Source organism: Cysteiniphilum litorale (assembly GCF_003428165.1).
In the GTDB taxonomy this organism is placed as follows: domain Bacteria; phylum Pseudomonadota; class Gammaproteobacteria; order Francisellales; family Francisellaceae; genus Caedibacter; species Caedibacter litoralis.
Window position 1 is genome coordinate 46,319 of the sequence record NZ_QLIQ01000005.1, and the last position, 26,985, is coordinate 73,303.

24 protein-coding genes are annotated in these 26,985 nt (G+C 36.8%); 14 read left to right on the forward strand and 10 right to left on the reverse strand.

Annotation, left to right across the window (positions count from 1 at the left end; genetic code table 11):
* Positions 1-13: 13 nt before the first annotated feature.
* A complete protein-coding gene (locus DNJ75_RS03570) occupies positions 14-1,663 on the forward strand; it encodes a PAS domain-containing sensor histidine kinase (RefSeq protein ID WP_117001812.1) in 1,650 nt (549 codons plus the stop codon).
* 181 nt (positions 1,664-1,844) lie between these two features.
* Here the strand turns inward: DNJ75_RS03570 and DNJ75_RS03575 are convergent, their stop codons facing one another.
* Positions 1,845-2,654 carry a helix-turn-helix transcriptional regulator gene (locus tag DNJ75_RS03575; RefSeq protein ID WP_117001813.1) on the reverse strand — a complete coding sequence of 270 codons (810 nt, stop codon included), beginning with the start codon at positions 2,652-2,654 and terminating at the stop codon, positions 1,845-1,847.
* A 347-nt stretch (positions 2,655-3,001) separates the two neighbouring features.
* Here DNJ75_RS03575 and DNJ75_RS03580 point away from each other — a divergent pair, with 347 nt between their 5' ends.
* Together DNJ75_RS03580 and DNJ75_RS03585 are read left to right on the forward strand one after the other, a co-directional pair.
* Positions 3,002-3,772 carry a response regulator transcription factor gene (locus DNJ75_RS03580; protein ID WP_117001814.1) on the forward strand — a complete coding sequence of 257 codons (771 nt, stop codon included), beginning with the start codon at positions 3,002-3,004 and terminating at the stop codon, positions 3,770-3,772.
* A gap of 8 nt (positions 3,773-3,780) precedes the next feature.
* Entirely contained in the window at positions 3,781-5,076 is a 1,296-nt protein-coding gene (locus DNJ75_RS03585; protein WP_157968187.1) for a sensor histidine kinase, read from the forward strand.
* A gap of 492 nt (positions 5,077-5,568) precedes the next feature.
* Here DNJ75_RS03585 and DNJ75_RS03590 read toward each other — a convergent pair whose 3' ends face one another.
* The 5 genes from DNJ75_RS03590 to DNJ75_RS03610 form a co-directional block, all read right to left on the reverse strand.
* Positions 5,569-6,099 carry a hypothetical protein gene (locus DNJ75_RS03590; protein ID WP_117001816.1) on the reverse strand — a complete coding sequence of 177 codons (531 nt, stop codon included), beginning with the start codon at positions 6,097-6,099 and terminating at the stop codon, positions 5,569-5,571.
* A 24-nt stretch (positions 6,100-6,123) separates the two neighbouring features.
* Positions 6,124-7,005, reverse strand: a complete 882-nt coding sequence (locus DNJ75_RS03595; protein WP_117001817.1) for a hypothetical protein — start codon at positions 7,003-7,005, stop codon at positions 6,124-6,126.
* A gap of 18 nt (positions 7,006-7,023) precedes the next feature.
* Positions 7,024-9,495 (reverse strand): TcfC E-set like domain-containing protein, encoded by a 2,472-nt coding sequence (locus DNJ75_RS03600; RefSeq protein WP_117001818.1) that lies wholly within the window; start codon positions 9,493-9,495, stop codon positions 7,024-7,026.
* Positions 9,496-9,702: 207 nt separating this feature from the next.
* Positions 9,703-10,197: a hypothetical protein gene (locus DNJ75_RS03605; protein ID WP_117001819.1), complete on the reverse strand. Its 495-nt coding sequence runs from the start codon at positions 10,195-10,197 to the stop codon at positions 9,703-9,705.
* Between the two features lie 231 nt (positions 10,198-10,428).
* Complete coding sequence (locus tag DNJ75_RS03610) at positions 10,429-11,193, reverse strand: hypothetical protein (RefSeq protein WP_117001820.1); 765 nt, start codon at positions 11,191-11,193, stop codon at positions 10,429-10,431.
* A 351-nt stretch (positions 11,194-11,544) separates the two neighbouring features.
* On the opposite strand from DNJ75_RS03610, the gene DNJ75_RS03615 reads away from it, so the two are divergent.
* From DNJ75_RS03615 to DNJ75_RS03665, 11 genes are all read left to right on the forward strand, one after another.
* On the forward strand, positions 11,545-12,090 hold the full coding sequence (locus DNJ75_RS03615) for a hypothetical protein (RefSeq protein WP_117001821.1): 546 nt from the start codon (positions 11,545-11,547) through the stop codon (positions 12,088-12,090).
* 134 nt (positions 12,091-12,224) lie between these two features.
* Complete coding sequence (locus tag DNJ75_RS03620; protein WP_117001822.1) at positions 12,225-12,635, forward strand: hypothetical protein; 411 nt, start codon at positions 12,225-12,227, stop codon at positions 12,633-12,635.
* Between the two features lie 25 nt (positions 12,636-12,660).
* Positions 12,661-13,164: a DotD/TraH family lipoprotein gene (locus tag DNJ75_RS03625; RefSeq protein WP_117001823.1), complete on the forward strand. Its 504-nt coding sequence runs from the start codon at positions 12,661-12,663 to the stop codon at positions 13,162-13,164.
* Positions 13,164-13,910 (forward strand): type IV secretory system conjugative DNA transfer family protein, encoded by a 747-nt coding sequence (locus DNJ75_RS03630; RefSeq protein WP_117001824.1) that lies wholly within the window; start codon positions 13,164-13,166, stop codon positions 13,908-13,910. The genes DNJ75_RS03625 and DNJ75_RS03630 overlap by 1 nt, the downstream gene beginning before the upstream one ends.
* Complete coding sequence (locus DNJ75_RS03635; RefSeq protein WP_117001825.1) at positions 13,907-15,019, forward strand: type IV pilus twitching motility protein PilT; 1,113 nt, start codon at positions 13,907-13,909, stop codon at positions 15,017-15,019. Before DNJ75_RS03630 ends, DNJ75_RS03635 begins: the two co-directional genes overlap by 4 nt.
* Before the next feature lie 10 nt (positions 15,020-15,029).
* On the forward strand, positions 15,030-15,275 hold the full coding sequence (gene icmT / locus DNJ75_RS03640) for an IcmT/TraK family protein (RefSeq protein WP_117001826.1): 246 nt from the start codon (positions 15,030-15,032) through the stop codon (positions 15,273-15,275).
* Positions 15,272-17,719 carry a type IV secretory system conjugative DNA transfer family protein gene (locus tag DNJ75_RS03645; RefSeq protein ID WP_117001827.1) on the forward strand — a complete coding sequence of 816 codons (2,448 nt, stop codon included), beginning with the start codon at positions 15,272-15,274 and terminating at the stop codon, positions 17,717-17,719. Before icmT ends, DNJ75_RS03645 begins: the two co-directional genes overlap by 4 nt.
* Entirely contained in the window at positions 17,703-18,011 is a 309-nt protein-coding gene (locus tag DNJ75_RS03650; RefSeq protein ID WP_117001828.1) for a hypothetical protein, read from the forward strand. The genes DNJ75_RS03645 and DNJ75_RS03650 overlap by 17 nt, the downstream gene beginning before the upstream one ends.
* A complete protein-coding gene (locus DNJ75_RS03655; RefSeq protein ID WP_117001829.1) occupies positions 17,989-19,050 on the forward strand; it encodes a secretion/conjugation apparatus DotM-related subunit in 1,062 nt (353 codons plus the stop codon). Before DNJ75_RS03650 ends, DNJ75_RS03655 begins: the two co-directional genes overlap by 23 nt.
* Positions 19,051-19,237: 187 nt before the next feature.
* Complete coding sequence (locus DNJ75_RS03660) at positions 19,238-19,792, forward strand: tellurite resistance TerB family protein (RefSeq protein ID WP_117001830.1); 555 nt, start codon at positions 19,238-19,240, stop codon at positions 19,790-19,792.
* Positions 19,793-19,813: 21 nt separating this feature from the next.
* The gene (locus DNJ75_RS03665) at positions 19,814-21,295 is read left to right on the forward strand and encodes a patatin-like phospholipase family protein (protein WP_117001831.1); all 1,482 of its coding nucleotides are present in this window, start codon (positions 19,814-19,816) and stop codon (positions 21,293-21,295) included.
* A 3-nt stretch (positions 21,296-21,298) separates the two neighbouring features.
* Here the strand turns inward: DNJ75_RS03665 and DNJ75_RS03670 are convergent, their stop codons facing one another.
* The 4 genes from DNJ75_RS03670 to DNJ75_RS03685 form a co-directional block, all read right to left on the reverse strand.
* Positions 21,299-22,363 (reverse strand): hypothetical protein, encoded by a 1,065-nt coding sequence (locus DNJ75_RS03670; protein ID WP_117001832.1) that lies wholly within the window; start codon positions 22,361-22,363, stop codon positions 21,299-21,301.
* Between the two features lie 159 nt (positions 22,364-22,522).
* Positions 22,523-23,545 (reverse strand): hypothetical protein, encoded by a 1,023-nt coding sequence (locus DNJ75_RS03675; protein WP_117001833.1) that lies wholly within the window; start codon positions 23,543-23,545, stop codon positions 22,523-22,525.
* Positions 23,546-23,770: 225 nt separating this feature from the next.
* Complete coding sequence (locus DNJ75_RS03680) at positions 23,771-25,069, reverse strand: hypothetical protein (RefSeq protein ID WP_117001834.1); 1,299 nt, start codon at positions 25,067-25,069, stop codon at positions 23,771-23,773.
* A gap of 25 nt (positions 25,070-25,094) precedes the next feature.
* A complete protein-coding gene (locus DNJ75_RS03685) occupies positions 25,095-26,924 on the reverse strand; it encodes a hypothetical protein (RefSeq protein ID WP_117001835.1) in 1,830 nt (609 codons plus the stop codon).
* Positions 26,925-26,985: the final 61 nt, after the last annotated feature.

Consider the following 26,985-nt stretch of genomic DNA (forward strand, 5'->3'; position numbering starts at 1 on the left):
TACTTGGAAAGTGATGATGGATGATTTAGTAAAAAATGATGGCTTGTTTGGTGTCGATTTTGAGGCAATAAGTCTGGAAGAGGAAAATAAAATTTTAAAGGAGAGATTGCGGTTTCTTGCGGAATCAGTTGATTCTATGACTGGCGTATACATTCGGTGGAAAGATAAAGATGGACGATGCCTTGGCTGTAATAGAGAATTTTCCATTCTTTTAGGCAAGCAAAAGAGAGATATTATAGGAAAAACTGATGCTGAATTATACCCTGAAAGTATGATTGAGCTAGTTGAAACTATTAAGAGGCATGACTTTATTGTAATAAGAAGTCGATCAGGTCGTGTATTCACAGAGTATTATAATTTTGGAGGATTATTCAGCATTTGTATTAAGTCTATAAGAAATCCATTAGTTGATGATAATGGAGAGGTTATTGGCGTTGTTGAGATTTTGGTCGATACATCAGAGGAGGAGGATAGTTTATTGCACCATCAGTTTAGTAGTGATTCAAATAAGATTGATTTCCAGCAGGTTCTTGACGCTATTGACGCTCATGTATATTGGAAAGACGTAACAGGAAGATATCTTGGCTGTAATAGCTCAGTATTATCATTTAATAAATTTAAAAAGATCAAAAATATAGTTGGAAAAACAGATTATGATATTTTACCTGAGAAAATGGCTGATCAGGCAATTGCTAATGATGCTGAAGTGATGAGGGATGATAAAACTGTGATAGTAGAAGAGTTTTGTACGGATAATAGTGGTCGTGTTTTTATGTCATCAAAATCACCCCTTCTCGATCGATTTGGACAGGTCAAAGGTATAGTAGGAGTCTCAATCGATATTACTGAGCGTAAAAAGTTGGAGAGGGAGGCAGAAAGACAAAATATATTAATGAAAAAGCAAGATCAACTAAAAACACAGTTTATTAGAAATTTCTCTCATGATTTGAGTGCGCCAATTAGCAGTTTAAAGAGTGATTTTATTTTACTGCGATCCTTACTAAAGGAAGATGTTAAAGTACAAAAACTGGTTCCACGATTTAGCCGAAATGTGGACAGAATTGAGACTATGTTTCTGGATATGCGGCGGGAATTTTTGTCAGGTGTGTGGGATGTTAATATCCGTGAACAGAATTTTTGTTTGAGCAATATGTTGAATCGTGAATTTGATTTATTACAGAGCTGTCTTACGATTGAGAAATCGGAAAAATTAGTATTAAAGCTTGCAATAGATCAGGCGATACCAGCGCAAATTACCGGTGACTCAGTCAAGCTGGGCATGATTTTACGTAACTTGTTAGCAAATGCAGTTAAGTATACTAATGAGGGATATGTTGAGTTAGCCGTTGAACTAATCGAAAAGATAGAACATGATGAAGACCGAACTGCTACTCTATGGTTGAGTTTTGCTATTGTAGATACTGGAATAGGGATTCCAGAAGAGCATTTATCTGATATATTCTGTCTGGGGTTTAGAGTAAATTCAAGCTATGATTCTAATAATGCCCCAGGTAGTGGATTAGGTTTAAGTATTGTGAAAGATTATGTAGACCTATTAAAAGGTGAGATTATTGTTGAAAGCACTCTCGGAAAAGGGAGTAAATTTCTTGTTAAGTTATCATTTTCGAGTGTTGACGACAAAGAAAATCATGAAAATACATAACAATACATTATGTCCATTGATGTTGCTAATTCGTGAATGTACCATGGCTGCAGTCGCTTAGGTAGTTACTTTGTTTGCGTGTGGGTTTACTCCTTATCCCTCCTATCCCCGGATCCCACCGAGCTTGAAATGCGCTTGAGCGACTTTATTTATTCAGCTAAGGGAAGACTAAAGACAAAACTCACGTAATGATACGTTTATACAGTAAGTAGCGCATTAAGGATTGTTGACCAGATATGTACATGAGAAATTCGTACTTAGTAGGAAAACCTAGTTTTTTCATCAAGGCATTGAGTTTATCCTCAACTGTGCGATGCGATAGTGCGATCATTGGAGCAATTTCTTTTGCGCTGTGAATACCTTGATATAAAAACCAGATAATCTGCAGCTCTTTGATTGACAGCTGTTGAATAAGGGGATGGGTAAGCTCGATGCCTGTTGGTTTTTGAAAGTCATGACCAGAGAACTCTTCTGAGATTAGAAACTCAGATAAATCGTAAAAATGAGTTGTAAGCTTTTGATAGAAACATTGTATACGATGTTTAAGCTCGATATATTTATCCATGTAGGTAACTTGTTTCTTTTTATCATTGAAGCAAAGCGTGAGTTTTGAGATATTACCATCCAAGTGATAACAAAAAATCATTAAAGCATCGTCACCTGTATCAAGAATTGAGGCTATAAAGCGTTGTTCTTCTTGATCATCTTTACACACAAAATGACAAATATCTGTATATTTTGTCAAAGCTGGCAGCAGGAGCACATTATCATAAGAATGCACTGGGTTTGAGTGAGTAGGTCGGTGCTCAAGATATCGATATGATGAATCTATAAGCCGAATTGGAACCTCATAAACTAAACCACTTCTGAGCACGATAGTGTAGACGATTTCATCTGCATCTATACCATGCAATTCTTCTTGCAGGATGGCGGTAAGTAGTTTGTTATGTTTTTCATATAGCGTTGTGTAAATGGATAGAATGGATGACATTTTTATTTGTATAAATGATGATCTAAAATAATTAAGCTGTGTGCATTTTATGGAGTTTGAATGAAATATCAACTTTTTTGGGGTGATATTTTTAATATTTTACGAAACTTTTATAAAATACCGTAGCTGTACGGAGTGTAAGGTTAGCTATCAGCAGACTTCCTATTTTTGAACCTCAACAGACTAAAAATTTAAATGAATGTATTACGATACTTGTATTTAGATGTATTGCTTTGAATTGAATGTTGGTGGGTAGTTGAATATCGATGTTATGTTTCATTACAATTTGACGACTAAGACTACCTATTGCGACAAATTACAGCTTTTACTAACAGTAGGATATAAAAATGATGTTAAGTTCTGATAGTACGATACGCCTGTACGAAAATAAAGTATTAATTGTTGATGATGACCACGAAATGGTTGAGTTGCTTCAAAAACTACTCAAAAATCATGGCTTTTCAGTGAGCTTTGCGCATAGTTTATCAGGCGCATTGACTATTTTGAATAAAAAAGTGCCCGATATCATCCTCCTAGATGTTATGTTGCCAGATGGCAACGGTATTGATGCATGCCAGCAGATACAAAGAAATTATAATATCCCAATCATTATGTTAACGGCGCTTGATAGTGATGTAAAAAAAATACTTTCTTATGAGCTTGGCGCATGTCAATACATCACAAAACCTTTTAATAGTGACGTTTTAGTAGCACAAATCAAGAGTGCTTTGCGACAGTTTTCATTTGTAACAGAGGAAAATAGAAACAAACGTTATGTTCATTTTGGTCACTTGGTTTTAGACTTGTATGATCGTTATTTGATTAACGCGCAAGGTGTTAGCATTGAGCTTTCAAATACAGAATATGATTTATTAAGATTATTGATTGATTCTAATCGAAAAATATTATCGCGTAATGATGTGACAAAGGCACTTTTTCGTCGTGAATATGACGGTAGTGATCGTGCAGTGGACATTATTGTTGGGAGATTACGTAAAAAGGTAGAAGAGGATACTGCTAACCCTAAAATCATCAAAACCGTACATGGCTACGGTTATATTATGCTTGCAGATATTTATTATTCGGATCAAAAAATGCTTTTTGAGCACCATAAATGAAAGTCAAGATGAAAACAAGAATATATTTTTGGCTGGTACCAAAACTATTTATGGGTTTTCTGCTGCTCAATGCTGCATTTATAATTTTTTCATATAGAAATTATGAAAACAACCGTTATTATCAGACGATTTACTCACTAACTAATGCTGTATTGAATTTACATTATAAATTTCTGCCACAAGCATCCTATAAGCAGAATTTATCATTATATGTTAGTACTTGGCCTAATTATATTGGCTATGCTTTTTCAAATAATGGGATATTCTCCAAGAAGTTAGTACTAGATATCACTGCCTTGCAGGGCACCTATTTTTCACAGACTTATAGGGAAGTACGTAAGCGGATACAAGAAATATTGCCGGATATTGGCTACGGGAAAAAAGATATTTCAATTTGCTATAAAGACCTTGGTTTTTGCATAGATTTTTCAATTGATAATACCAACCGGATATACTTGTATTTGCTATTTGCAGTTGCTTCTTTATTTATTGCCTTTATTATTCCAGTGTATTTTGCATATACTGAGAAATTACTAAAACCCTATTTAAAAATGAAGATGCTTGCCGACAACTTGGGGATAGAAGTAGAAAAACATTCTTTATTCACGCCATTTTTTATGCAAAATGCCGCTGATTTGATGGTTAAAGTCAGTGATAAAGTACAAAAAATGCTAGACGATAAATTACAGCTGATATCAGCGTTGTCCCATGATTTGAAAACACCTTTGGCAAAAGCAAAGCTATATATGCAAAATATGATTCCAGAGGCATATCATCATCAATTATTGAAGTATTATGCTGATATGGAGTATTTGATTAATCAAATGAATGCCTACAGTGAAAAATCACATAAAATTGAAGCAATGCAACCAGTTAATTTGGTTGATTTTATCGATGCTGTTTGTCATGAGTATGAGATCAATGGTTTTGCAGTTAAATTCGAAAGCACGCTGGATTCAGCGGTATTGCCTTTGCAGAGAAAAGCGTTTAAACGAGCAGTGCAGAATATCATTGATAACGCCATCAAATATGCCCAAAGTGTTAATGTTACAATCATTAAAACAGTAAATGAAAATGCGATTTGTTTGCGATTTATTGACGAAGGTCCAGGTGTGGACCCAGCGATTATCGATCAACTATGCGAGCCGTTCTTTCGTGTTGATAACTCAAGAAGCCACAATCTCCCAGGATCAGGCTTGGGGCTATCAATAGTTAAAGAAATCGTTGAGCACAATGCCGCTACTTTGACTATATATAATAACCCCAACAAACGTGGATTGACAATTGAGATCAAGTGGAACTAACTCCAAGTCGTGACCTGTTTTTTAGAATGCGACAGACACTCGCGTTAATCAAAGAAAGTAAACCCTTAAAACATCGACGACCACCTTCATTATCCGATGAGCAAAAAAACAAAGGTGCATAATATAATCCCATGACAGCTCTCCTATATAATTAGTTAATAGTTACGGGTGCTTGCACTGCACCCATTGCCAGTGTCACTTATTATTTTAATGTAAGCTATAAACATTTTGTAACTTATCTTGCATTCATGTATTTAGTTGTGGTGGTTGTTTTTTTGGATTGGCAGCCCAAAAGAGTCACAATCTTCCAGGATTAGGCTCAGGGCTATCAATAGTTAAAGAAATCGTTGAGCACAATGCCGCTACTTTGACTATATATAACCATCCGAGCAAGAGTGGATTGGTGGCTGATGTTAAGTGGTGGTTGAAGTCATAGGGGGCATGATTGACATTGTTGGCTGAGCGCCAGTCGAAGCCATAGGCAAAAAGTGATTAAGCTGAAATGGTACAGGTAGTAGTGCTTGAGTGCGTTCCCGTTTTATAGTTAACGCCATTAGGTAATACAAAAAGCAACTGGAATGTTGTGGTATTAGAGTCATCACTCCTATCCCTATTAATTTCGACTTCTTCAGACATAATATCCTTGTACCCATTTACCGAATTATTTTGATAGACGTAGCCAATATATTTTTGACTACCCCCACCGTTTAAAGGTATACTTACACTATTGTCTCTGCATGAAATCTTATATTTTTCTAAATTAGCAATATTCGAAGTTATCTGCAGTTCATTCGATTTTCCGCTGTAAGCTGGGGCGGTTGATAATCCGTAAAGATTAGATTGATCACGAGAGAGTGCCGCACTCACCGTAACATTATTATCCTGATTATTTAATCTAATTCGTTGATCAACAGTAAGATATGCATTAATTTCCACATCTGCAGTTGAAGAGCCCAAACAGCAGTTACCTGCAAACAATAAAACAGGGAGCCCCAAAAGCATTTTTAAATAATTTCTAATCATTTTGTTGTTACCTTCATCATTTTTTTAAAAAGACGCTTCTAGTTTTAAATTGATTTTTCCAACATATTTCCCAGCTTTAGCATTGTCCATGTCACTTTGCTTGGTTTTAAGATCCAAAAGAAATGTATTGTTGATGTTTGCAAAACCTGATTTAGATATATGGTCACCAATCTTAATGTCATTATTCATATCATTAATATGAATCGGTATTTTATTATGATCATTCCGTTCATGTTTTAGCTGGCAGGTAGTGCCATCGTAATAATCACAATAGAATAGGGTTAACTTAACATTATTGGCATTGGTTTCAACAGGAATTTCGACTTGTTTTGTGTAATCGCCGGAGTCTTGATTTTCGGTAAGTTCAGCATCAATACTATTATTAGTGATGAGAATATAGGGTGCTATATTAAGTGTTATGTCCATATTAACTTCACCACTCTCACAATGCGTAGCAAGATCTTGTAAGCTTATGGGAGTGTTGGTTAGCGAACATTTTTGGATGCCTGTTTTATTAATTAATCCAGAATCCAGTGTCAAAGTAGGTGATATTAGTATCAGAGCTTTAGTTTGATTACTTCCAGACTTCAGATTACTTTTAGTAATATTAAGTGTGGCAGTGACAGTGTGGTTGCCACAATTTAAAGGAACTTGTTTGCTATAGGAAATTTCATCTTTAAGTATATATTTTTTCTTTTTTGTTCTTGAAGCTATTTCACGCTCAGGCAGAGTAATCATAAAGTTATTATTACTACTATCTTGCGCTGACTCTTTTATGATATCAAGCGTTACACTTGCATTGTAGTCTTTAATCTCTGCCAATGCCTCACCACCACAGAAACAACCCACTAAAAAAGCACAACATTGCGCAATCATTTTAATTTGCCTTGCTTGCATTATTTTCATTATCATTTTCCCCCTTGATTAAACAGTTAGTGCACCAATCCAAGCACCGGATTTAGCGTGCTCAATAGCAGTTTGGTTGAGTTGCAGTGTTTTGCTGTGATCTTTGATCAGTGCATAAAGCTTTGGATTTGTTTGACTGACCTTTATCACAAAATAGCCCATATCATCGGTATAAGTTTTGGCAAACTGATCATCACCACTGATAATGCGCGTGTGTGGCATCGCTTTACCTGAATGATCAACCAGCTGACCAATCACTTCAACCACAGGGAAAATGACTTTTTGTATTTGATAAATCGAGCCAGGGTAAAGATTAGCGCGCTCAATATTATCTTTAAAATAAACAGAACGTGCTTCATCGGCATGCTCGTGCACTGCGATTTCGTATTGTTTATAGTGTCGTAAAGGAATAAAGTTCTGCCCATTTTTTAAAGGATACTTTGCACCATTGATTTGAGCGGACATTTGATAACTATCATCTGGCATTTGCATATTAAGCATCACGCCTGATTTGGCAGTTTTATCTTTGTGCATCTTCAGATGATTCGCACCTAAAATAACATTACCTTTAAGGTTACCAGTGGCACTGTAATCGTGATCACTACCACGTCCAATTGAGGTAGTTGATAGATCACCTTCTAGCCATTCAGAGGTCAATCCAACACCTGCCATGGCATTATAATAATGCGTATGATAGTCAAGATTGGCATTAACATTACGTAGATATGAGCTATCGACTTTCGGCGAGAAGCTAAAGTTATTGGAAACCTGATTGTTTTGCTGTTGGTAACGCATGCGGTTATTCATCGAGCTGCCGTCACCAAAGAAGTAAGAGAAGTTAAGGCTTAGCGCATAGCCCTTATCAGTGGTAGTGGTGGAGCTACTAAAATAGTCATTGTAGCTTGCTGATAAGCTGACATTAAAGCCATGGCGGTTATACAGTGTGCGATAAAGATTAACTGAGATGCTGTCAGATTTATCGCGTAGATTATAGCTATAAGTGGTGGAAATCGAACCGATATAAAGCTTTTGCAAATCCAAATAAGTGGACAATCCCGTGCGATTACTTCTTGCTTTAAATGGACTATAAGTATTGTCACTTTTACTGTTGGTGTTATACCATAAATTGGTGGTGAAATAACTGCTCCATGGTGTGCTTAATTGTAAACTCACCCCATAATTAGCTGTCGAATCCATCGCCAGATTTGGCGTGAATTGACTGTTGAAAGGTAAATAGATTTCGTTGTCAATTTCGGTTAATACTAAGTTATTAGCGATATAACCGCCAGCATTAATAACCGCATTTTTAGTAACAGCTAATGCGTAATTACCCCCAAGGTAAGGTGCTTTGATGCTACTATCTTGATCTTTGCTGACCATTCCTAGCCAAGCACGATAGGCTTTATTATCACCATGGAGTTTAGTTAACGTTGAGGGTTTATTGACAATCGCTGTTTGTTTTTGAATGACACTACTACCCTGAGTAATCTCAATATCAATAGGGTAGATGCCTGAAGGGAAACTCTCGGTTTGCAGGTAATGATTGCCTGCAGTGAAGTTTTGCACCGAAATCAAACGCCCATCTTTATAGACATTAACCGTTGAGTTGGCGTCTAAAAATAGCGGGATAGGCACCAGTGCTGGTTTATTATTGACGATAGCCAAGTTGTCTGAACTGCCAAGCTCGGTTAAGATCCCTTTACCGTTAAAACCATAGCTTAAACGATAACCTGTCTGACCATCATAAAAGTTGACGTTGTTAAAATAACCGGCACGTAGATAGAGGTTGCGTTGGTCATTTTGCCAATAGACATTGTTCACGCGCGTTTTTTTCTGAGAATTACTTTGTAGAAAATAAAGGCTACTATTTAGGTGATTACGCCCTAAACCGGTGACATTATTAAGCTCAAGGTAATAATCGGTATTGCGATCATCACTATAGTTAAAGTTCAATTGGTAGCCAAATAATGAGTTGAGCATATTGCTTGATGGGTTACTTAAATACACGCCATTTTGTCCGGCGCTATATTCAAAAGCATCTTGGGCTAGAAAAAGGGCTAAGGTCATTTGCTCAAAGTCAATATGCGCACTTAAAAAAGGTTGATCTGCCTGACATAAACCGTGAGATTGAAGTATATCTGAGCAGGAAATGACACTATGTGGATTAAGCCCATCGCTAAAAACTTGACGTAAAATGGCAATCGTCTCAGCTTTTAAGTGAATTTTCTTATTGGTCAGTATGTCTTCGATATCAAAAAAAATACGCTCATCACGATAGGCAATAGGAAATTGTCCAAGTTTGATGCCACTGATGCTAATATTGACTTCAAACTGCTCTGACAGTGCTTGTCTAAATTCATTAGGAATCGTGTGATAGCCATGACTGCCTATGGCTGGCAATGAGGGTTGCTTGGTACTATTAGCAAAGTTCGCCTCTAGTGCAAATAGTTGCCATAAAGCGAGTGTTATCAATTGGTAGCGGGTTTTCACTTAAGTTAGTTACCTTTAATTATTGTTAATGTGCTGAACCGACAAACTTACAATTTGTTTTGTTTTAAAAACGCTTAAATTCAAGTCGTAAGTTGACGAATTGCATCCATTGCCTGCTATATTTCTCTTGCAAAAAAATTTTGCTTTTTGATATAAAGATAAAGAAAGAAAATAGCAGTTAATAAAATAAGCTTTGGTATTGATCTATTAAACCAGCTCAATCGTCATAGTGCCATTATATGTATAGGTTCCTTTTGGGGCGCCAGACATATCGAGCTCTTTAAAATTAATGTTAGTAGAATTATTCGTTGAATTGAGAGTAACAGTTACACCAGTATTAAAATTAGTATCATTAATTTCATCAGGAGCGTTATCTAGTTGAAGAACAAAAGAGTAGTTACCTGTTGAACCATCAGAAAGAACTGGTTGAGTATCCAAGGTTACTTTATAAGCTTGGTTGGTTGTCCCTGAGTAATTGATAAGGTCTTTAAGGATTTCTTTCTGGTCAATCTTTTTGGTTAGAGGATTGTAAGTGGGAGATGTGATTGCATTTGTGCTGTATGCTGTATGATCATTAACCTCAACTGATAGATTGAGAACAAAAGTTTGACCAATTGCCATAGCCGAAGTCGGTAATAAAGCGACGCTCACAATTGAGGCAGTGGTTAATCCAGTTAAGATTTTTTTCGTTAGTTTGTTCATATTTTTTCTCCATGTTTATTGAGTTTTTAAATTATTTTCTTGATTTGATTTGATTTGATTTGATGCTAATACTTCCTCATGTAACCCCCTGAGACTTATGTTTTTGTATTTTTTACTTTATTTTTGATTAAAATATTCTCTATTAATCAATGCTTAACATTGAGGGGCAAAGCCAAGGGCATGATGTTTTTTTATGTTGGAGAAAGATTGCACTTAACGTTGCCCCAAAAATCATACTTTGATCGTTCGACTAAAGGATTTGTCGTTATTTTCTATAATGTCAAAAGTGATCTCTGTGGCATGCGCTTTACTAATTTCACGTCTGTCATTTGGCATAATCCGTAGCTCTTGGCGTTTATACCCGTTGGTGCAGCCACTGATTTTAGGATCAGCACCAACCTTACAGCTTTGCTGCATTTCGACCTTAATCAAGTCATTACCCAGATTTGCAATAACGACATGCTCTTCTTGATCAAATATTTGGGTGTTGAATGTCGAGCTTGTCGGTTTTACAACCAATTGACTGACGTAGGCAATATTGATCGTGACACCTGCTGATATCTCTTTGACTTCCTCTAGTTGTTTGTTGGACAGCCCAAAACCATCACCTTTCTCAGGTGTCACCGGAGTTATCGCAATTTTATACAGTTCAGCTTTTTGGTCACTACGTCCTTGTGGTAGGCGAAAACGTATATATCGGCTTTGTTTGGGGGGAATGATTAGCCTTGTCGGTGTCATAAACACCGATTGGGACATTTCTTTTGCGTTAAGTAAACGCTCGTTTTTGTTGCCCACTGCATCGATATCAACATAACTTAACTCGAGCTTAACATAGGCTGTTTTGTCGCTACTGTCGTTATATATCGTTTTGACAAATGAGTCTTTATCAGAAGACCATACGTCGTATAGCGAATCAACCGCGATACTTGCATTCAATGATGGAATAAAGACCATTATAAGACAAACAAAAAGAGATAAACGCATTAGTAGTTTCATTTAATTAACCTTAAATATTTTTAGTATTGCTTGGAGGTTAATTTGCAGATTTTTGAGAGTGTAAGCTATATTTTGTATGTAGTTTGTTAGCCTAAGATGTATTGGGTTGTATTAAGCGTTTTTAACTTGAGCCTGAACACATATTGATAGCGATATGAAGTTATCCTACAACAAAACACTACGAAAATGGTTAAGTGCTGAAAAATTTGTTGTGTGTCAATGTGATATTACCGTGTTCTCCACAGAAATGAGCAGCTAGTTTAAACGTTTTCACATGAAGTTAGGTGGATGCTTGATGCAAGGATTTTTAGGCGTAATCTAGTGCTTAATTAAATCAACGCGAAAGTAAACATGGATCCACGATTAAAAGGTATTGATGTCACCGCAACTAAGCATATTGTCATTGCAATTGCTCAGTCGGTTTATCCTTTTGTGATTTGTGTTGCTGGCGGAATTGGTTTTATTGTGCTGTTAATTGGTTGTTTTCGGTTAACAAAACACGGTAAAGCGCAGCAGATGTTTCGCTATTATGCGCCATCTACAACATTTTTTATGATTTTCTCCGGTGTTGTTTTGGTATCGATTACAAACTTCTTTCAGATGTTGACTGCCAGTTTGTTTCCAACCACTTCACTGAATCCTCAAAACACGTTGTTACGTTATATGAATGACTTTTCAAATGTCAGTACTAATCAACAAACTGTCTATGTGCTCTATAGTGTACTGATGATTGTTGGACTGGTGTCCTTAACTAGATCCATGATTTTGCTGACAAAAGTATCAGAAGGTCAAGAGGGTCATCTTGGGCGCACGTTATCACACATGCTAGCAGGGATCATTGCCATGAATGCAGAGTTTGTTGTCAACGCGATCCAGAGTATTAAAGCTTTTTTATAGGTTGTGGTGAATAAGTAATAAAAAAAGAAGGATGAGTAGATGATATATTACGGTTTTTATTGGATGAGAAGAGCTCAAATAGAAAATAAAAATAAGCAAAAAAATACTATTTTATTAACAAACAGGAGTAGATGATGATCGATAACAAAGGAATAAAAATTGGTCTGGGTATTGCAGTTTTTGCTATTGCAATAACAGGAGCTTATGCAGCGGGAACTAATGGCTACAGTCAGAATGATTTTAAAGAATGGGCAAAGCACTTAATCGGTTTTATCTCCCAGATTGAATATTTTGTGCAAGTCGTTGCAACGCTTGCTGGGATGTGGTTTGTTTATAGTGGGCTGCAGCTATTTAGGAAGCATCATACTACGCAAGGGGCGCAAGGTGAGCATCTTAAAAACGGCTCTGGTCATTTGTTGATAGGTGTGCTTTTGATGTGCCTTGTTCCAGGGATACAGATGATTCAAGGATCAATTATGAGTGGAGCCGGTGAGAAAAATGCACAGACAATGTTCACTGTAAATGAAAATGCACTTAATCAGTAAATTTGATGATGGATAACAGATAAAAATGCATACAGTAGATAAATTATTTGTCATCATGGCTTTGCCAGTTTGTTTATGGTTATCGGGCTGCGCTAATACCAGCAATTTAAAAACGGTACAACAAGATGAGTACCTAAACAAAGTGGTTTTAAACCAAATCAAGGTATCAACCTCATCGATACAGCATTCATTAGAAAACTTAAATGCAATTGAACTGAGTAAATATGGGCAGCCAAAAATGCCATTTAAGCAGGTAAGATCCGAGGATTTAAGCAAAGATTTATCGATTACTTGGTATGGACCTATCGAGCCGCTATTAAAACAAATTGCTGACTCCGTTGGCTATAAAGTTGAAACCTTTGGTAAACAGCCACTGTTTCCAATTGTGATTTTATTGGGGAATTTAAATGCCCCTGTAAATGACTCAGCATTAAATATTTTGACCAATATTGCTGTACAAGCCAAGGCAAAAGCAGTGCTTTCAATCAACACTAAAGTGCGCGTAATCAGTATAAGGTATGTTGACTAATGGTAGCAGACTCACTTTCAAGTATAGAAAATTTAAATAAATCAAATAGCACAACGGCAATATACGCTAAAGATGATCTAACTATCAGGCAGCAAGCACTAAAAGAAGCTGCTTTGGCGTTAAGTTCACAAATGGCACTGTATCGAGTATCACAAACAGTGAATGCCAAATTGCAAACGCTATCTGGTATTTTATATCAGGCATATAACTTCAATGATTTGTTATTGCCTAATCATGTGCTGCCACCAGTTATCCAAACGGCTTATAATGTTTCGCAGTTGTCACCAGATAGTTTGACGATTAAAGCAGGTGCTGAAGTCTATCAAATTGTCAAACAATCAAAGTTTGTGACCGTGGTGCCAACATGGCGCGATTACTTATGGATGAATTATGCAAAACCTGAGATGCCGGACAAATCAGTTTTGCCGACTAATCAAAAGGAGCAGGATTTTTGGAAAGAGATCATTCAAATTGGTTGGCAAAGAGGGTATGAGCAAGGCATTGATATTTTTAAACAAGATATCAGTAAACTTAATCGCGACTTTAATGGCATGCTGCTTTACCGTCGTTTGGTATTAGAGCACAAAATATCACAACCTTATGTTAAGAAGAATGAATATGGCATTACAGGCAACGATAATAAACTGGTAATTGATAATCAAAGCTATCAGCTAAAATTATTACCTCAATTTCAGGTTAATAGCAGTCTATGGCAACCCGTACTCCAAGGGACATCTAAATCATGACACTTAGTATATTTCACCAAGAGCCCTCTTATTTAATAGAGCAGGATTATTACCACATACTAGAGCAGTGTTATTTGGCAAATTGCTCTGATATTACCTTGCAAACAGGTGCGCGTGTCATTGCAAATAAAGATGGTCTGGCGATGCCATTGACAAAACGCACATTAACCTATAATGAAATTGAGAATGCAGCCAACTTGCTTTATGGCAGTAATGCTGTGGCAAAAGTCTTAAGTGGTAGTGATCTGGATTTTAGCTATACATTACTGATGAAACAAAGGCAAAGGGTAAGATTTCGCGTCAATATTACGGCTTGTCATAGCATGAATGCTTCGGGCTTACAATTATCACTACGCATTTTGCCTGCTAGCCCACCACTATTAAATAAATTAAATGTTACAGATGATCTGTATGATTTGAGCTTAGTGCATGATGGTATTGTGATCGTTTGTGGTGCAACAGGCTCAGGTAAATCAACCTTATTATCTTCGATGTTGCAACATCGACTATCTAGGAATTTATATGGTGAAAAGTTAATTACCATGGAGTCACCCATTGAATACCTTTACTCTGTTGATGAAGATATGCCAGTGCCTGCCAGTGTAAGTCAATCTGAATTGCCGCGGCAGTTACCCAATTATGCTTATGCCGTAAGAAATGCCATGCGTAGAACGCCAACGGCGATCATGGTTGGTGAGTCTCGTGATCAAGATACGTTTTCAGCGGTGATCGAGGCAGCTCTAACAGGGCACGCGGTATACACAACCTTACACAGCAAAAGTGTTGCAGAAGCATTTCAGCGAGGCTTGATGCTTTTCCCAAAAGAACGCCAATGGACGATTAGGTATGATTTATTGTGCACGCTGAGAGCCATTATCTGGCAGAGCTTAATACCAACTCAAAAAGGTGGGCGAGTGGCATTAAGAGAGTATTTGTTATTCTCAGATGACAAAGTAAAAACATTGCTTGAGACGCCAGAGCATCAATTTGCACAAATGATAAACGAAATGATGCGGCAAGATAAAACCAATATAGATGAACATCTTAAACAGTTATACCAGCAGGGACATTTATTGAGTCCTAATTTATCAAAACATAGCATACATTAGGTAGGTAGTAATGAGTGATTTAGATGCACATTGGCGTGATTCAGCACGCACCCCGAAATTTTTTGTGATAGATGCACAAGTTTTTATTCCAATTGTATTATGTCTATTTCATTTTCGGTTATGGACGGTGTGTTTATGTGCTGTGGTTGCGATAATTTTGATTGTTTTAAATTACTTTAAACTCAACATAAAGGACTTTTTACAGTTGCTTAGAGAGTTTATCGTCGGTAGAGAAAAAATAGTATATAGAAGATGAAAACAATAAGATACAGAGGATTGTCGAAGGCGCAAGAATCAACGCCAAGCATGTCTATTCGTGACACAAGACCTTTTTTGCGCAGAACCTATGATTTTTGCTCATCACTTACCGGAAGTGTGACGTTGATTGGTGTATGTAGTATTTTGATTTTGTGTCTGCCACTGATCAATGATTTACTGTTCGTGCTTGTTTTACTGATCTTTTGGAATGCATTCTGGCAATTACCACGCCTACCAGTTCGCTTACCGATGGGTGCTAAGCATTTAGATGTTTCCAATAAAGATCCTAAGCATCATAAGCCGCAAAAAGCCAATGGTCTGTATTTTTTTGCTAATGAAATGAATACAAAACACGAGGTGTGGTTTTCAAATGATGATATGCGCACACACGCATTAATTTTGGGATCAACGGGAAGTGGTAAAACGCAATCGCTATTATCGATTGCATTTAACGCACTAGCGCAAGGCAGTGGATTTATCTATGTTGATGGCAAGGGGGATAATAGTCTTTTTGCACAGGTTTTTTCAATGGCGAGATCAATGGGACGCGAAGACGATCTGTTAGTGGTTAACTATATGACCGGTGCTGAGGATATCATCGGTCCGCAGCAAGAAGCACTTTCAAATACGCTTAACCCATTTGCTATTGGCTCATCGAGTATGTTGTCACAATTGGTGGTGAGTATGATGGGGTCATCAAAACAAGGTGGCGATGGCGATATGTGGAAAGGGCGTGCGATTTCTTTCGTCGAAGCTTTGATGCGTGTTTTAGTCTATTTGCGTGATCAAGCATATTTTAATTTAGATTCAGAATTAATTCGCAAATATTTTAGTTTGGATGTATTGGAAAACTTGCTACAAAATAAGGTTGCGATTGATCAGGATGAACATGAGATTTATATTCAAGAGACCCTGCCAAAAGAGGTATTGTCACCGCTTTATAATTATCTAGGGACATTACCAGGCTATCAGAAAAAAAATGTAGGCAAACAGTCAGATAAGACCTATGAGCAACATGGCTATATTACGATGCAGTTAACGCGAATATTTGGCTCACTTGCTGATGTTTATGCACATATTATGCGTACCAACTTGGCGGAAGTTAACTTCAAGGATGTCGTACTCAATCGACGTATATTGGTTGTGCTATTGCCAGCTTTGGAGAAATCACCAGATGAATTAGCGAACTTAGGCAAGCTAATTATCGCGTCATTAAAGGCCATGCTTGCTTCAGGTTTAGGTAGTAGAATTCAAGGGGATTATAAAGAGGTTATTGAATCGAAACCATCCAATGCTGAAACGCCATTTTTGTGTATTTTAGATGAGTATGGTTATTATGCGGTTGAAGGGTTTGCGGTGGTTCCAGCACAGGCAAGATCATTAGGGTTCTCAGTGGTGTTTGCTGGACAAGATATTCCAGCCTTTCAAAAAGCGTCCAAAGAAGAAGCAGCATCGATCTTTGCTAATACCAATATCAAAGTATGTATGAAATTGGAGGATCCAACAGAAACCTGGGATTTTTTCAATAAAACAGCAGGTGAGGCGTATGTCACTGTTGCCAAAAGTTATAACATGGGCAGTAATGGGCAAGCATATGGTTATCAAGATACCAAGGAAGCAACGATTGAGAAAAGATCAAGATTGGATTTGATGGATTTAAAAGATCAACTGCCGGGTGAGGCACATGTGTTCTTTCAATCGGGTATTTATCGTACTAAAATGTTTTATGCTGCACCGCCTAAAACCAGTGCAATACGTTTAAATCGATTTTTAAAGCTGGAGTCACTTAGTAATGGTTTTCTGCAATGCTATCAATTTGCCAATAAGCATGACCAATATCCGATAATTCAAGATGCCGTGCCAATCAGCTCAAGACGTCTATCACAGGCTTTACTGCAAAATAATAATAGCGATGAAGAAGATAAAGAAATATTAGAAGTAGAAGTAGCAGAAATAGAAGAAGAGCAATATGGCAAGATTGAAGATGACCAAAACATTGAGCAAGTAGATTTTACAGAGTCTAATGCAATACCTACTGACCTGACAGCGTTGGCTAGTGCCGAAGAATCGGCAGAGGATCATACGTTAGAAGCTAAAGAAGCTAAAGAAGCTAAGACAGCAACAAAGGTCGATTTATCCTTAAATACTGAAGAATCAGCGGATAAAAATATCTTAACTTGCCTGATTGCAGCTGATCATCAGGATCGAGGATCGCGTCGATTGATAGATATGCAAAGGCTATCTAGTTTGATTTATACCCTTAATATTATGCGTGGTAGAAATATGCGTTTGGCGAAAGAACAAGCGCAGGAAAAGGAGCAGAAATTGTTAAAACTGGGACAATATTATTTGAAAATCAAAAAAGGCAGCGGTCGTAGATTACTACATCAAAAATTAACGCATTCACTTAGTGGGACAGTAGGCAATGATCACATTAAGTAACCTTTTAAATAAAATGCTGGTAGAAAATGGTGTTATTTGCATTGAAAATGGACACGAGAAAGCATTTGATAAATTAAATCGCAAGGCCGTGTTGCTTAATCTATTGATTACGCAGGCGGAAGACCTTTATCACTATGTTTTTGGTGAATCAATAGTTGATATCAATGAAGAGAGCTATGACCTGATCCAATTACTTTTTATTTTTGATCAAGCTTTAAGTTTATGTGATGAAAATATTCTGGCGGTTGATAATGTGCTTGGGGGAGTTTATGAGTCAGCAGCAAACAAGTGATCATTCTGAAATGGGTGTTTTTTACGTGATTGCACTTTGCTTGGGAATAGCCTTACTCGTATATTTTGTATTTCATCAATATATTGTTGATGTTGTGTTTGGCATTAAAAAATTTGAGTTAAGTTTAATTATTTTATTCAATCATAAATATCAATTACTTATGAACTGGTGCAATCACGTATCACAGTCCAGAGTATCATTAGAAGACATGAAATATCTGGCATTAATTACGGGAGAAATAAGCAAGAAATTACTGTGTACTTTAAGTGCTGTAATAGGGATTTTATTATTATTATTTCATCCTGTTCGCAGGTACAAAAGCAGTTATTCTATGCGAACACTATCTCAGCGGATGCAAAAGTCATTTGCTGATGTCTATTTGCCAGAAAATCAGTGCAAAGATTTAATGAAGGGTGATTTTAGTATGGCGCTGTCACCCATTGAGTTTATTAGTCAGCATAATTTGCAAAGTCATGATAAAAAGCTCGATACCCATAAAAGCTATGGTGTGCTATGCCGTCAGCTTGGTCAGGTTGGCAGTGATGAACTTATCGATTCACAGGCGTTATACATTTTATACGCCGGTTTAATCGCATTTGTTGCACATGATCGCAAATTGGGGCGACGTATTTTGCAGTGTGCCACACAATGGTATATGAGCAGCAGTTGGCTAGATAAATACCGTTGCAAAAAACGTTTATCAAAGGCAGTAGAATCAAGTATTAGGCGATATGAGCATGTGGAAAAGGTCAGATCAATAGCTGCAAAGCATCATTATAATAGCACGTTGTTGTGTGGATTATTGGAGCATGCACGTAAAGGTGGTATTGTCCCAAATGCCTCTTTTTTATGGTTAAAAAAGGAATACAGAACCTTATGGTATGCATTAAATAATGTTGGCAGAGAAGCGGTTTTTGTCGAAGCTGCAGCAATTACTGCGCATTGGCAGGCTGAAAAAATGCTCAATACCAAGATCACGACACCAATGATCAAACCAGCAATAGAGGCCTTACAGCAAGAGATATATGTATATAGCTAATGATATAGAACTAAGTTAGTACCTTTGCCCTTGTGGGATTGCTCGTGCAGCTTAAGTTGCACGGGTGAGGGGGATTAAAGCTCAATTTATTCTTGATTCATTACTAGGTTGCTCAGAGTATTCTAAAAATTGGAAATCAAAAAAATTAAAATAATTAAAAAACAGCAAGAGGAAAAGAAATAAAACAATGGAATCACACATTCTCCTGCCACTAAAGTTAAGTGCTAAAAGTGGTAACTTTATTGAGTTTTACGCGCGTCAAAATCATGCGAGTTATATTAAAATCAAAGAGCAATTATGGAATGAGGCACCATACTGTCAATTTTGTGGTGCAACTGAAACAAGGCATTTGCATATTGTGAATAAGGATCTTGATTATAACGTTAATACATTGGGTAACTTAGCATTAGCTTGTCATTTATGTGCACACATCCAAATGCTAGATGACCCAGCTTGGGATTATAATGAGCAAGGTATTGTTTATCTGCCAAATATTTCACAAGCAACGCTTAATGGTTTGTATCAACAATGGGCAGATGAGTTAAAACAAAAAAACAATGTGTTTGAAATTACTGAGGCAATTTCAGAGCTGATGAGTTTTACCCAACAAATCAAAGAAGTATTGAATATCGAACCTAAATTTAGCGATTTACTTGGGCTTTTTGCGGTGTCATATAATGACGGTGAATTTATTGATTCATTGCGATGGGTTCCAAGTGTGCAGTTGTTGAAGTTATTTTAAGTTAAAGGTTGAGGATGTTTTATGGCTAAACCTAATATTGAGTATCTGGTTTTTAGTGGCGGAGGTGCTAAAGGTGTACTTTATCCTGGGGTTTACAAAGCGCTGAAAGAAAGCGGTATATTTGATGGTGTTAACATGTTATCAGGTTCATCAGTTGGTGCGCTATTGGCAAGTCTGATGGCATTTGGTATATCTGAACAAAAACTAATAGCATTGTCACAACAGGCTAATTTTATCGACTTACTGGGAAATCGGACACCTTATGCACTAATAGAACGTGACGGGCAAGCACTTTATGAGTTTATGGTGAACAACATTAAGAGTAGCATTGTAGCTTATTTTGACCAAAACAATACGCTAAACAAATCTAATGAAATCAAAGAGATCATTGCAAAATGCGCTAGCGATAAGCCCATCACTTTTGCTGATTTACTTAAGTTAAATCGATACGATAGCAAGACATTTAAGCTGTTGGTGGTAACAGCAGTTGAAAAGAAAACGGGTGATTTTCAGGTATTTAATGCCGAGGTTACGCCTGAGGTTGATGTTGCCTTGGCATGTAAAGCATCGGCTGCGTTACCCATTATCTTGCAATCGACCAAGATAGATGTTGGTGGACAGATTGTTGAATATATTGATGGCGGGTATTTCGACAATATGCCGACCGAAGATTTTATTATGCCAGTATTTGATAACAATGAAGCTCAAACTGCAAAGCAATATGCGGCATATACAAGAAGATTAGAGGATACTCGCGCGAAAACGCTTGTTTTTGGATTTAGTCAAGATAAGGCTGGGGATAATTTGTATAAGGCGTTAAAAACACAAGATCTGCCAATTGTCGATGTTAGTTGGCTAAAACGATTCGTTTTATATATCGTGATACATATTTTTGCAGGTATTCATAGCATCTACAGCTATCTTAATCGCAAAGAAAGTGTTTTTAGACGTTTGCGCGAATATTATCGTGATAAAACAGTTACCTTAAAACCAAAAGCAGTATCAACAATTTCCTTCACAGAAGCCAAAAAACAGGCAAAAAAAATGATTTTTGAAGGTTATTTTAGTACTTATGATTTTTTACATGATAAATATCAGAAAGAGTTGCCGCAGTTATATGTCTGGCAAAAATTTTATTTTCGGTGTTTTAAAGCATATCAAAAAGATTCAACATTTATGTCTCCCTATACAACAGATCTTGTGACAAGCTGGAAAGCACAAGCGTTAGCGAATTTTTTTGTTCAAGAGCTAAAGACAACACATATAGCAGACTATATCCACTTGTGTTGTTATGACAGAGCGACAGGCAAGCCTAAATCAACAACCCGAGCGGTTAGAAGCCTGATTAAAACACTTAATCGTTGTGATGATAATACGATAACTTCTCGTTTTAGGCATATATTAAGCGTGGCTAATAATGCTGATTTTACACATAATGATATTGAGAAATATATCAACTTGGAATTAGCTAACACCATTCCATCACTGCCTGATTCTATTTAGTGATTAATACTTAAAAGGTATAAAAGTCAGAATGCCTTCTTTGGAAATGTGCTTGGTGTCTATGGTATTTTGGTCTTTAACAAACTCGTCACATTTAGTATTAAGCTCCTTATAATAATCATTTTCATGATTCAGTGAATCTCTTAGTTTAAGTAACTGACGTCCTTGTTCAACCTCACCGCCAGTAACTGCCGATGAAAGAAATTGAAAACGACTAACCGACATGCATTCTTTATTATCTTGGAAATTGAGCGCCAAAAGCTCAAGAAATGTGTCATTATCATTGGATTTCAAGGAAGTTATTTTTGCATTTACTAACGTCTCCCATTCATTTCTTACATCCTTATCGTGTATGTGTCTTAATAAACGCTCAGATATAGCATCTTGAATAGTTTTTTTAAATTCCATTGCTTGCACGATTGTTTTTTTTTGAGCAACAGGTTCTCTATTCGACTGTCGTTGACTAGATGCTTCATATGGGTTAAAAGAAGTCAGTTTATTTATGAAAGCGCTTATTGTGCTATCCAGATTGCTATCGAGCTTAAATGTAAAGCCAAGCTTATGTATACTTGTATTTTTTGTTGCTGCAAGTTTTTGTGCTATTTGTTCAATAATGTATAGTTTTGCGCTGTTTCTTAAATCATCATCATTATAAAACTGTGGATAACTCTCAGCATTGAAGGTTATCTTTATTTTGTCTTTTAAGTCATCGCAAAATTCTTTATATGTATTGATAAGCATATTCACTACACCATAAAAATCTGATAATTGTTTGCTATGCTCATAACCTTTGTTTGTGATTTTAGGAATATTTAGAGGTTGTGTGTAAAGATACATATAAGCATCTACCAATCGATATAAAAAATCTTTGTGTTTAAATTCAAAAGGAGGTTGAATCTTTAACCGATGATTAAATCTACTTAATTGATCTGAAGTTAGCCATATTGATGATCGACTTATACTTTCTTTTAGTTTTGTTCTAAACACATACTGAAGCAGTTCATTAAGGTTAATATCTTTTCCATCCACTATTGTAGTTGCAAGCTTCGTAATCTCTGCCTGACCCACGATATCAACTGGTGGTAGCGGTTTAGGGTTAAGATTTAGAGGAGGAGGTGGTGGTGGGATATTTGGAATATGTGAGTTGCTAATATTATTTGGAGCGCTAAGTCTAAGTGCGTTTGAATCACTAGAAGGATTTGTGTTGCTAGGAGCACTAAGAGTATTTCAAGAGCTGGGAACATTTGGGTTACTAGGAGCACTAAAATTACTTGAAACACTAGGAGCAGTTGAATCACCAGGCGTACTTGGAGTGTAGCTACTTGAAAGATAACGTTCGATAACTTCCTTTAATATATTTCCAGTATTATTTTTAGATTGTACTAATACAAACTTACCAGCCATATCCCCTAATACAAATTCAGGATTATTATCATCACGTGTAGCAGTCACCGTTAAATCAGGACTATTAACAACTTCTGCTGCACCAATAACCTGAGAAGGAACACCTGTAAACTCCAATTGCTTATATGGCAATCCATACCTATCTGCAAATGTCGGTATATTTGTAACATCTGTGATATCAAAACCTGCATTGGTATAGAGAGATTTAATTAATTTATGTTTTTCAATACGACTTGTTCTATAGTCAAAATCAGAAAAAGTATCAAAGTGAGTGATTTCCTTTTTAACAGCCACATCTAGTTCAGTAGAGTGATCTCGTTGCAATAGGCTAGATGCAACAGCAAGATAAAGTGATTGTTCTAATGATTCTTCCCTTGAATCAGAGTGCAGAGGATCAACGATTAAAAAATAGTTCCCTTGACTTCTAAGCATGTAAGTGTAAGGTTTATCGGTTAAAAGCGTTACTGTCAAGGTCTCTAGAACGGCATTATTAACCAAAATATTAATCTTTACATTTCTGTCTTCACCGCTGGTATTAATATTTTTAATAGCTAGACCGCTATTTGTCTTCTTAACCTGCACCAAGTCATCGCTACCAATCACTTGATAGTGCCAAGGTGACATAACTGCAGCTTGAGCAATATTTGATATGCCTGATATCTCAATTTGCATATGCGTTTCGTGCTCAAATGGTAATACTTCTGGTGCATTTCTAAGATTAACCACTTGAGTACCACGCACATGCGGCATCTCTTGATACTCCGTCTCCGCGCCACCGTCACAACTACATAGACAAGCTGTCAACAACAAAGTACTGAGCTTTTTGTATAATTTATTGTTTGGCACGATTTTCTCCTTAAAATGTTTGTGGTTTGTTTATCGAAGCTTGCATTAAAAACATTAATCTACTGCTCATAGATGGTCTTAGGATCCCTCTTGATGTCGAAAATATGGCGAAATTGACAAGTTTGAGATTGTTAATCAACATAAACCTAACACTAACACTAACACCATTCCCTCTCCATCAGATTATAACTGATCACTTTACCAATAAATGTAGTTACTTATTGACTAGCTAGAGACATAGCATGCATAGGCAACTTGATGTCTATATTCATTTAACGCATTGATGATAAAACTATTTGTTAAAGAAGTATCATTGGCGAGTGTGGCAATGCTATTAGTTGAATCAAGATTCCTTAAGGAGTCAATCAATCGACCAGACGTATTCATCGTCAGTAAACTATGAATTGTAATTACTTTCGTGGCACCTAAATTTCCTTGATCAATAAAAGGATTACCTGATATGTTTGTTAGAATAGAAACAAGGTAATTATCCTCATTGCTCGTCGAGATTGTAATAAGATCTTTTAATCTATCTATATCCTCTACTCCAGACCAAGTAGAATCATGAGCAGATACATGGGTATGGCGAATTAAGTCATCTTGTCCAGTTTCTTTTAATACTAAAGTGCCATTTATTGATCTAGCTGAATTGAGAACCCCTGTAGTTAAACCATCAGCAATTAAAGGATGGTATTTCACCGTGACACTGTCACGATCATTTGACTCCAACCGCACTTGCTCTTTTTGTTGTGCGACAAAGTAGATTAAGGTGTTGCCGCAACGCGTTAACATTGCTAATGGTAACTTGTTGACATCGCCATAATAAGTGCGAATAAATGGGACATTATAACCAAAAACATATTGCTGAAAATGATCAGGATACTCCTCAGGTATTACTCGCCAGCTCGAAGGATCTTGTAAACTTATATTTTCAGTATGCCAACTTTGCTCAAGTAGGTCATGAAAATGATTCTCTGCTCTTTCTTCTTCTCTTTCTCTTCTTGGTCTTATGTTAGCAGCTAATGGATCCGGTAATAACGTGATAGGTAAAGTAGCAGTGATAACATCACCAGTGTTTATATTGGTTGCAGTAATGTTAACATCAGCGATTTCAGGCATATAGTCGTTGCTTTGTGTAGGTGTTGTCGTGACGTTGTTTACTAAGACAGTAAACTGGCAGCTCCCACCCAATCCAAGTGTTGTATTACAATGATTATCAGAAATACTGATATCATCAGAAGTAGCCAATATAGAAATAGCATAAGGATCCCCGCCCATTGACATAATCCCTTGTTGACGCATATCAATCGTATAAACATTACTTCTGTTATCTTGATTTGTTAAAAGCGCTTTATTATCACCGCTTATATGAATGCTTACGGCAGAATGCGGGGTAGCATCATCACTTGATGATGCTACCCCGCCACCGCCGCCGCCACATCCGCTTAATATTAAGATGCTCATAAAAGCGATAGACAAGCCACCTCTCTTAAAAAAGTTTTCTTGTTGATTGTTTGATGACATATAACTAAACCTTCTTCTGTTAATGTTATGTAGTAATTTCCGTATAGGTCGAATCAATATTGTTATATTGAATACCAGTCAGCGTATCTTGTTCATAAATAGGTAACAAATCGACATTGATTTTAAGCTCGCCAACTGTTTTAGATTCTCCGCTACCAAAGTCTTTTTGATTGACATGAAAGGAAAATTTGGACTTAGCCATGCGTATGCTGCCATCTTTATTATGTTCAATTGTAAAATGACTAAAAGATTGATTAGATGGCTCTTTAATTATATAAAAATCATTGTCATCTCCAATACTGGGAGGCATCATCTTGTCGCCATAAAAAGCAGCAGAAAGCCCTTGATGCAGCTGTTGTATAAAGCATAGATTTTTAGCCTTTAGATTATCAGTAAGTGATGCATATTTTTGATTTATCGCTTTAATAAAGGTATCAAAATGTGTTGTGCTATAGGTGGTACCATTAAAGGTGTATTTGTTTTGACGTTCATAATCTCTTTGCAATTGCTCAAGAGTATTGCTGTATCGTGTTGAGTAGTCGACTATGTAACCACTATTGCTTAATAAATTAGCTTGAGCTTGATAGATGCTAGCCAGAGGCTCATAGGCGGTATATGCTTTTGCCTCCAAAGCCTCTGTTGCATCAATAATGTCCCAGTCATCGCCAATGTCTGCTGATGTCTGGTTAAGTGGAGGTGTCTCATGCGTTGTCTTATGATTATTTTGCTTAATCGGTGCCAAGCTAAAATCACTTGTTGTATTGTCGGTGCGATTAGCATCAGCTGAAATATCGATGACAAACGAGCCATTACTACTTTTATCACCCTCGCCATAATAGCCTGGTTTTGTTTTATAGCTGCTATCGAGTTTAGACTTGACATAGCTAAGCGCATGACCAAATTGACTTAAATAATCATTAAAACCATATGATTCAGGCTTCAAGCGAATATAAAAGGGCTTATCTACAAAGCGATTGTCATTGACATACTGTGCTACCTCATCAATGCTCGGTATTTCGCTGGTAAGTGATGAGCCATATTTGTCGAGATCAAGATCACTATCATCATAAGGCTTGGGCATTGAAAAAAGAACATGTCTAAATGTTTCAATCGGTGTCTGAATATAACTATGATCTGGTAGATCAACTCCCCACACTAAGTCGCCATGCGTTGAGATTCTTTGATATGATTCAGAACGTGTGGCATTATTCAAAAAGGCGTATATTTGTTTAGCCTGAGCTTGAGTTAATCCTTTGATTAAGATTGTTCCTCGCTCAAATCCACCACCTAACCCATTTGCACGGATCGCTATCGGCTCATAACCTAAAATGCTGTCTTTAATAAACTGAGCGATTTTAACTTTGTCAGTGAGCACAGTCTCAACTGCGATAGGTGCATTTAAATACTGTCCCTTATAGTCAAAGCTAGATGATGTTGTCAGGCTAGCAGGCATCAAATAATCATCTGCTTTGTTACCGTAACGTAGTTGATATAATTCATCATTGAGCGCTAATTTGAGTGGATAGCCATACTTACCATTGAGACCAAAATAGTTAAACGAAGAATATCTATCAGCTCGGGGCTCGATTGATTGCAAATCTTCATCGGCAATACCAAGTAATTTTTGGCATTTCTGACGCAATTGTTTAAGCGTATCGTCACTCATATCATCACTTTTAAGTAGATAATAACTTCCTTGGGATGAGTCAACTTTAAGCGCAGGTAAATCCTCTTTAAAGTAGGTATAATTACTCCTGCCATCATTAGCATAGCAATAAAGATAAAGCTCTTGGGAATACCCCAAACTACCTAAACAAGATAGACCTAAAGTAATGCTTCGAGTTAGTTTTTTCATAACGATTCCTTATTTTTATTTTTGTTGGTTAATAATCTCAAAGTAATAAACATCACAAAAG

Bases quoted from the DNA above. Each gene is read 5' to 3' on its own strand.
- DNJ75_RS03570 (WP_117001812.1), top strand. From the start codon at position 14: ATGATGGATGATTTAGTAAAAAATGATGGCTTGTTTGGTGTCGATTTT.
- DNJ75_RS03575 (WP_117001813.1), bottom strand. From the start codon at position 2,654: ATGTCATCCATTCTATCCATTTACACAACGCTATATGAAAAACATAAC.
- DNJ75_RS03580 (WP_117001814.1), top strand. From the start codon at position 3,002: ATGATGTTAAGTTCTGATAGTACGATACGCCTGTACGAAAATAAAGTA.
- DNJ75_RS03585 (WP_157968187.1), top strand. From the start codon at position 3,781: ATGAAAACAAGAATATATTTTTGGCTGGTACCAAAACTATTTATGGGT.
- DNJ75_RS03590 (WP_117001816.1), bottom strand. From the start codon at position 6,099: ATGATTAGAAATTATTTAAAAATGCTTTTGGGGCTCCCTGTTTTATTG.
- DNJ75_RS03595 (WP_117001817.1), bottom strand. From the start codon at position 7,005: ATGAAAATAATGCAAGCAAGGCAAATTAAAATGATTGCGCAATGTTGT.
- DNJ75_RS03605 (WP_117001819.1), bottom strand. From the start codon at position 10,197: ATGAACAAACTAACGAAAAAAATCTTAACTGGATTAACCACTGCCTCA.
- DNJ75_RS03610 (WP_117001820.1), bottom strand. From the start codon at position 11,193: ATGAAACTACTAATGCGTTTATCTCTTTTTGTTTGTCTTATAATGGTC.
- DNJ75_RS03615 (WP_117001821.1), top strand. From the start codon at position 11,545: ATGGATCCACGATTAAAAGGTATTGATGTCACCGCAACTAAGCATATT.
- DNJ75_RS03620 (WP_117001822.1), top strand. From the start codon at position 12,225: ATGATCGATAACAAAGGAATAAAAATTGGTCTGGGTATTGCAGTTTTT.
- DNJ75_RS03625 (WP_117001823.1), top strand. From the start codon at position 12,661: ATGCATACAGTAGATAAATTATTTGTCATCATGGCTTTGCCAGTTTGT.
- DNJ75_RS03630 (WP_117001824.1), top strand. From the start codon at position 13,164: ATGGTAGCAGACTCACTTTCAAGTATAGAAAATTTAAATAAATCAAAT.
- DNJ75_RS03635 (WP_117001825.1), top strand. From the start codon at position 13,907: ATGACACTTAGTATATTTCACCAAGAGCCCTCTTATTTAATAGAGCAG.
- icmT (WP_117001826.1), top strand. From the start codon at position 15,030: ATGAGTGATTTAGATGCACATTGGCGTGATTCAGCACGCACCCCGAAA.
- DNJ75_RS03645 (WP_117001827.1), top strand. From the start codon at position 15,272: ATGAAAACAATAAGATACAGAGGATTGTCGAAGGCGCAAGAATCAACG.
- DNJ75_RS03650 (WP_117001828.1), top strand. From the start codon at position 17,703: ATGATCACATTAAGTAACCTTTTAAATAAAATGCTGGTAGAAAATGGT.
- DNJ75_RS03655 (WP_117001829.1), top strand. From the start codon at position 17,989: ATGAGTCAGCAGCAAACAAGTGATCATTCTGAAATGGGTGTTTTTTAC.
- DNJ75_RS03660 (WP_117001830.1), top strand. From the start codon at position 19,238: ATGGAATCACACATTCTCCTGCCACTAAAGTTAAGTGCTAAAAGTGGT.
- DNJ75_RS03665 (WP_117001831.1), top strand. From the start codon at position 19,814: ATGGCTAAACCTAATATTGAGTATCTGGTTTTTAGTGGCGGAGGTGCT.
- DNJ75_RS03680 (WP_117001834.1), bottom strand. From the start codon at position 25,069: ATGTCATCAAACAATCAACAAGAAAACTTTTTTAAGAGAGGTGGCTTG.
- DNJ75_RS03685 (WP_117001835.1), bottom strand. From the start codon at position 26,924: ATGAAAAAACTAACTCGAAGCATTACTTTAGGTCTATCTTGTTTAGGT.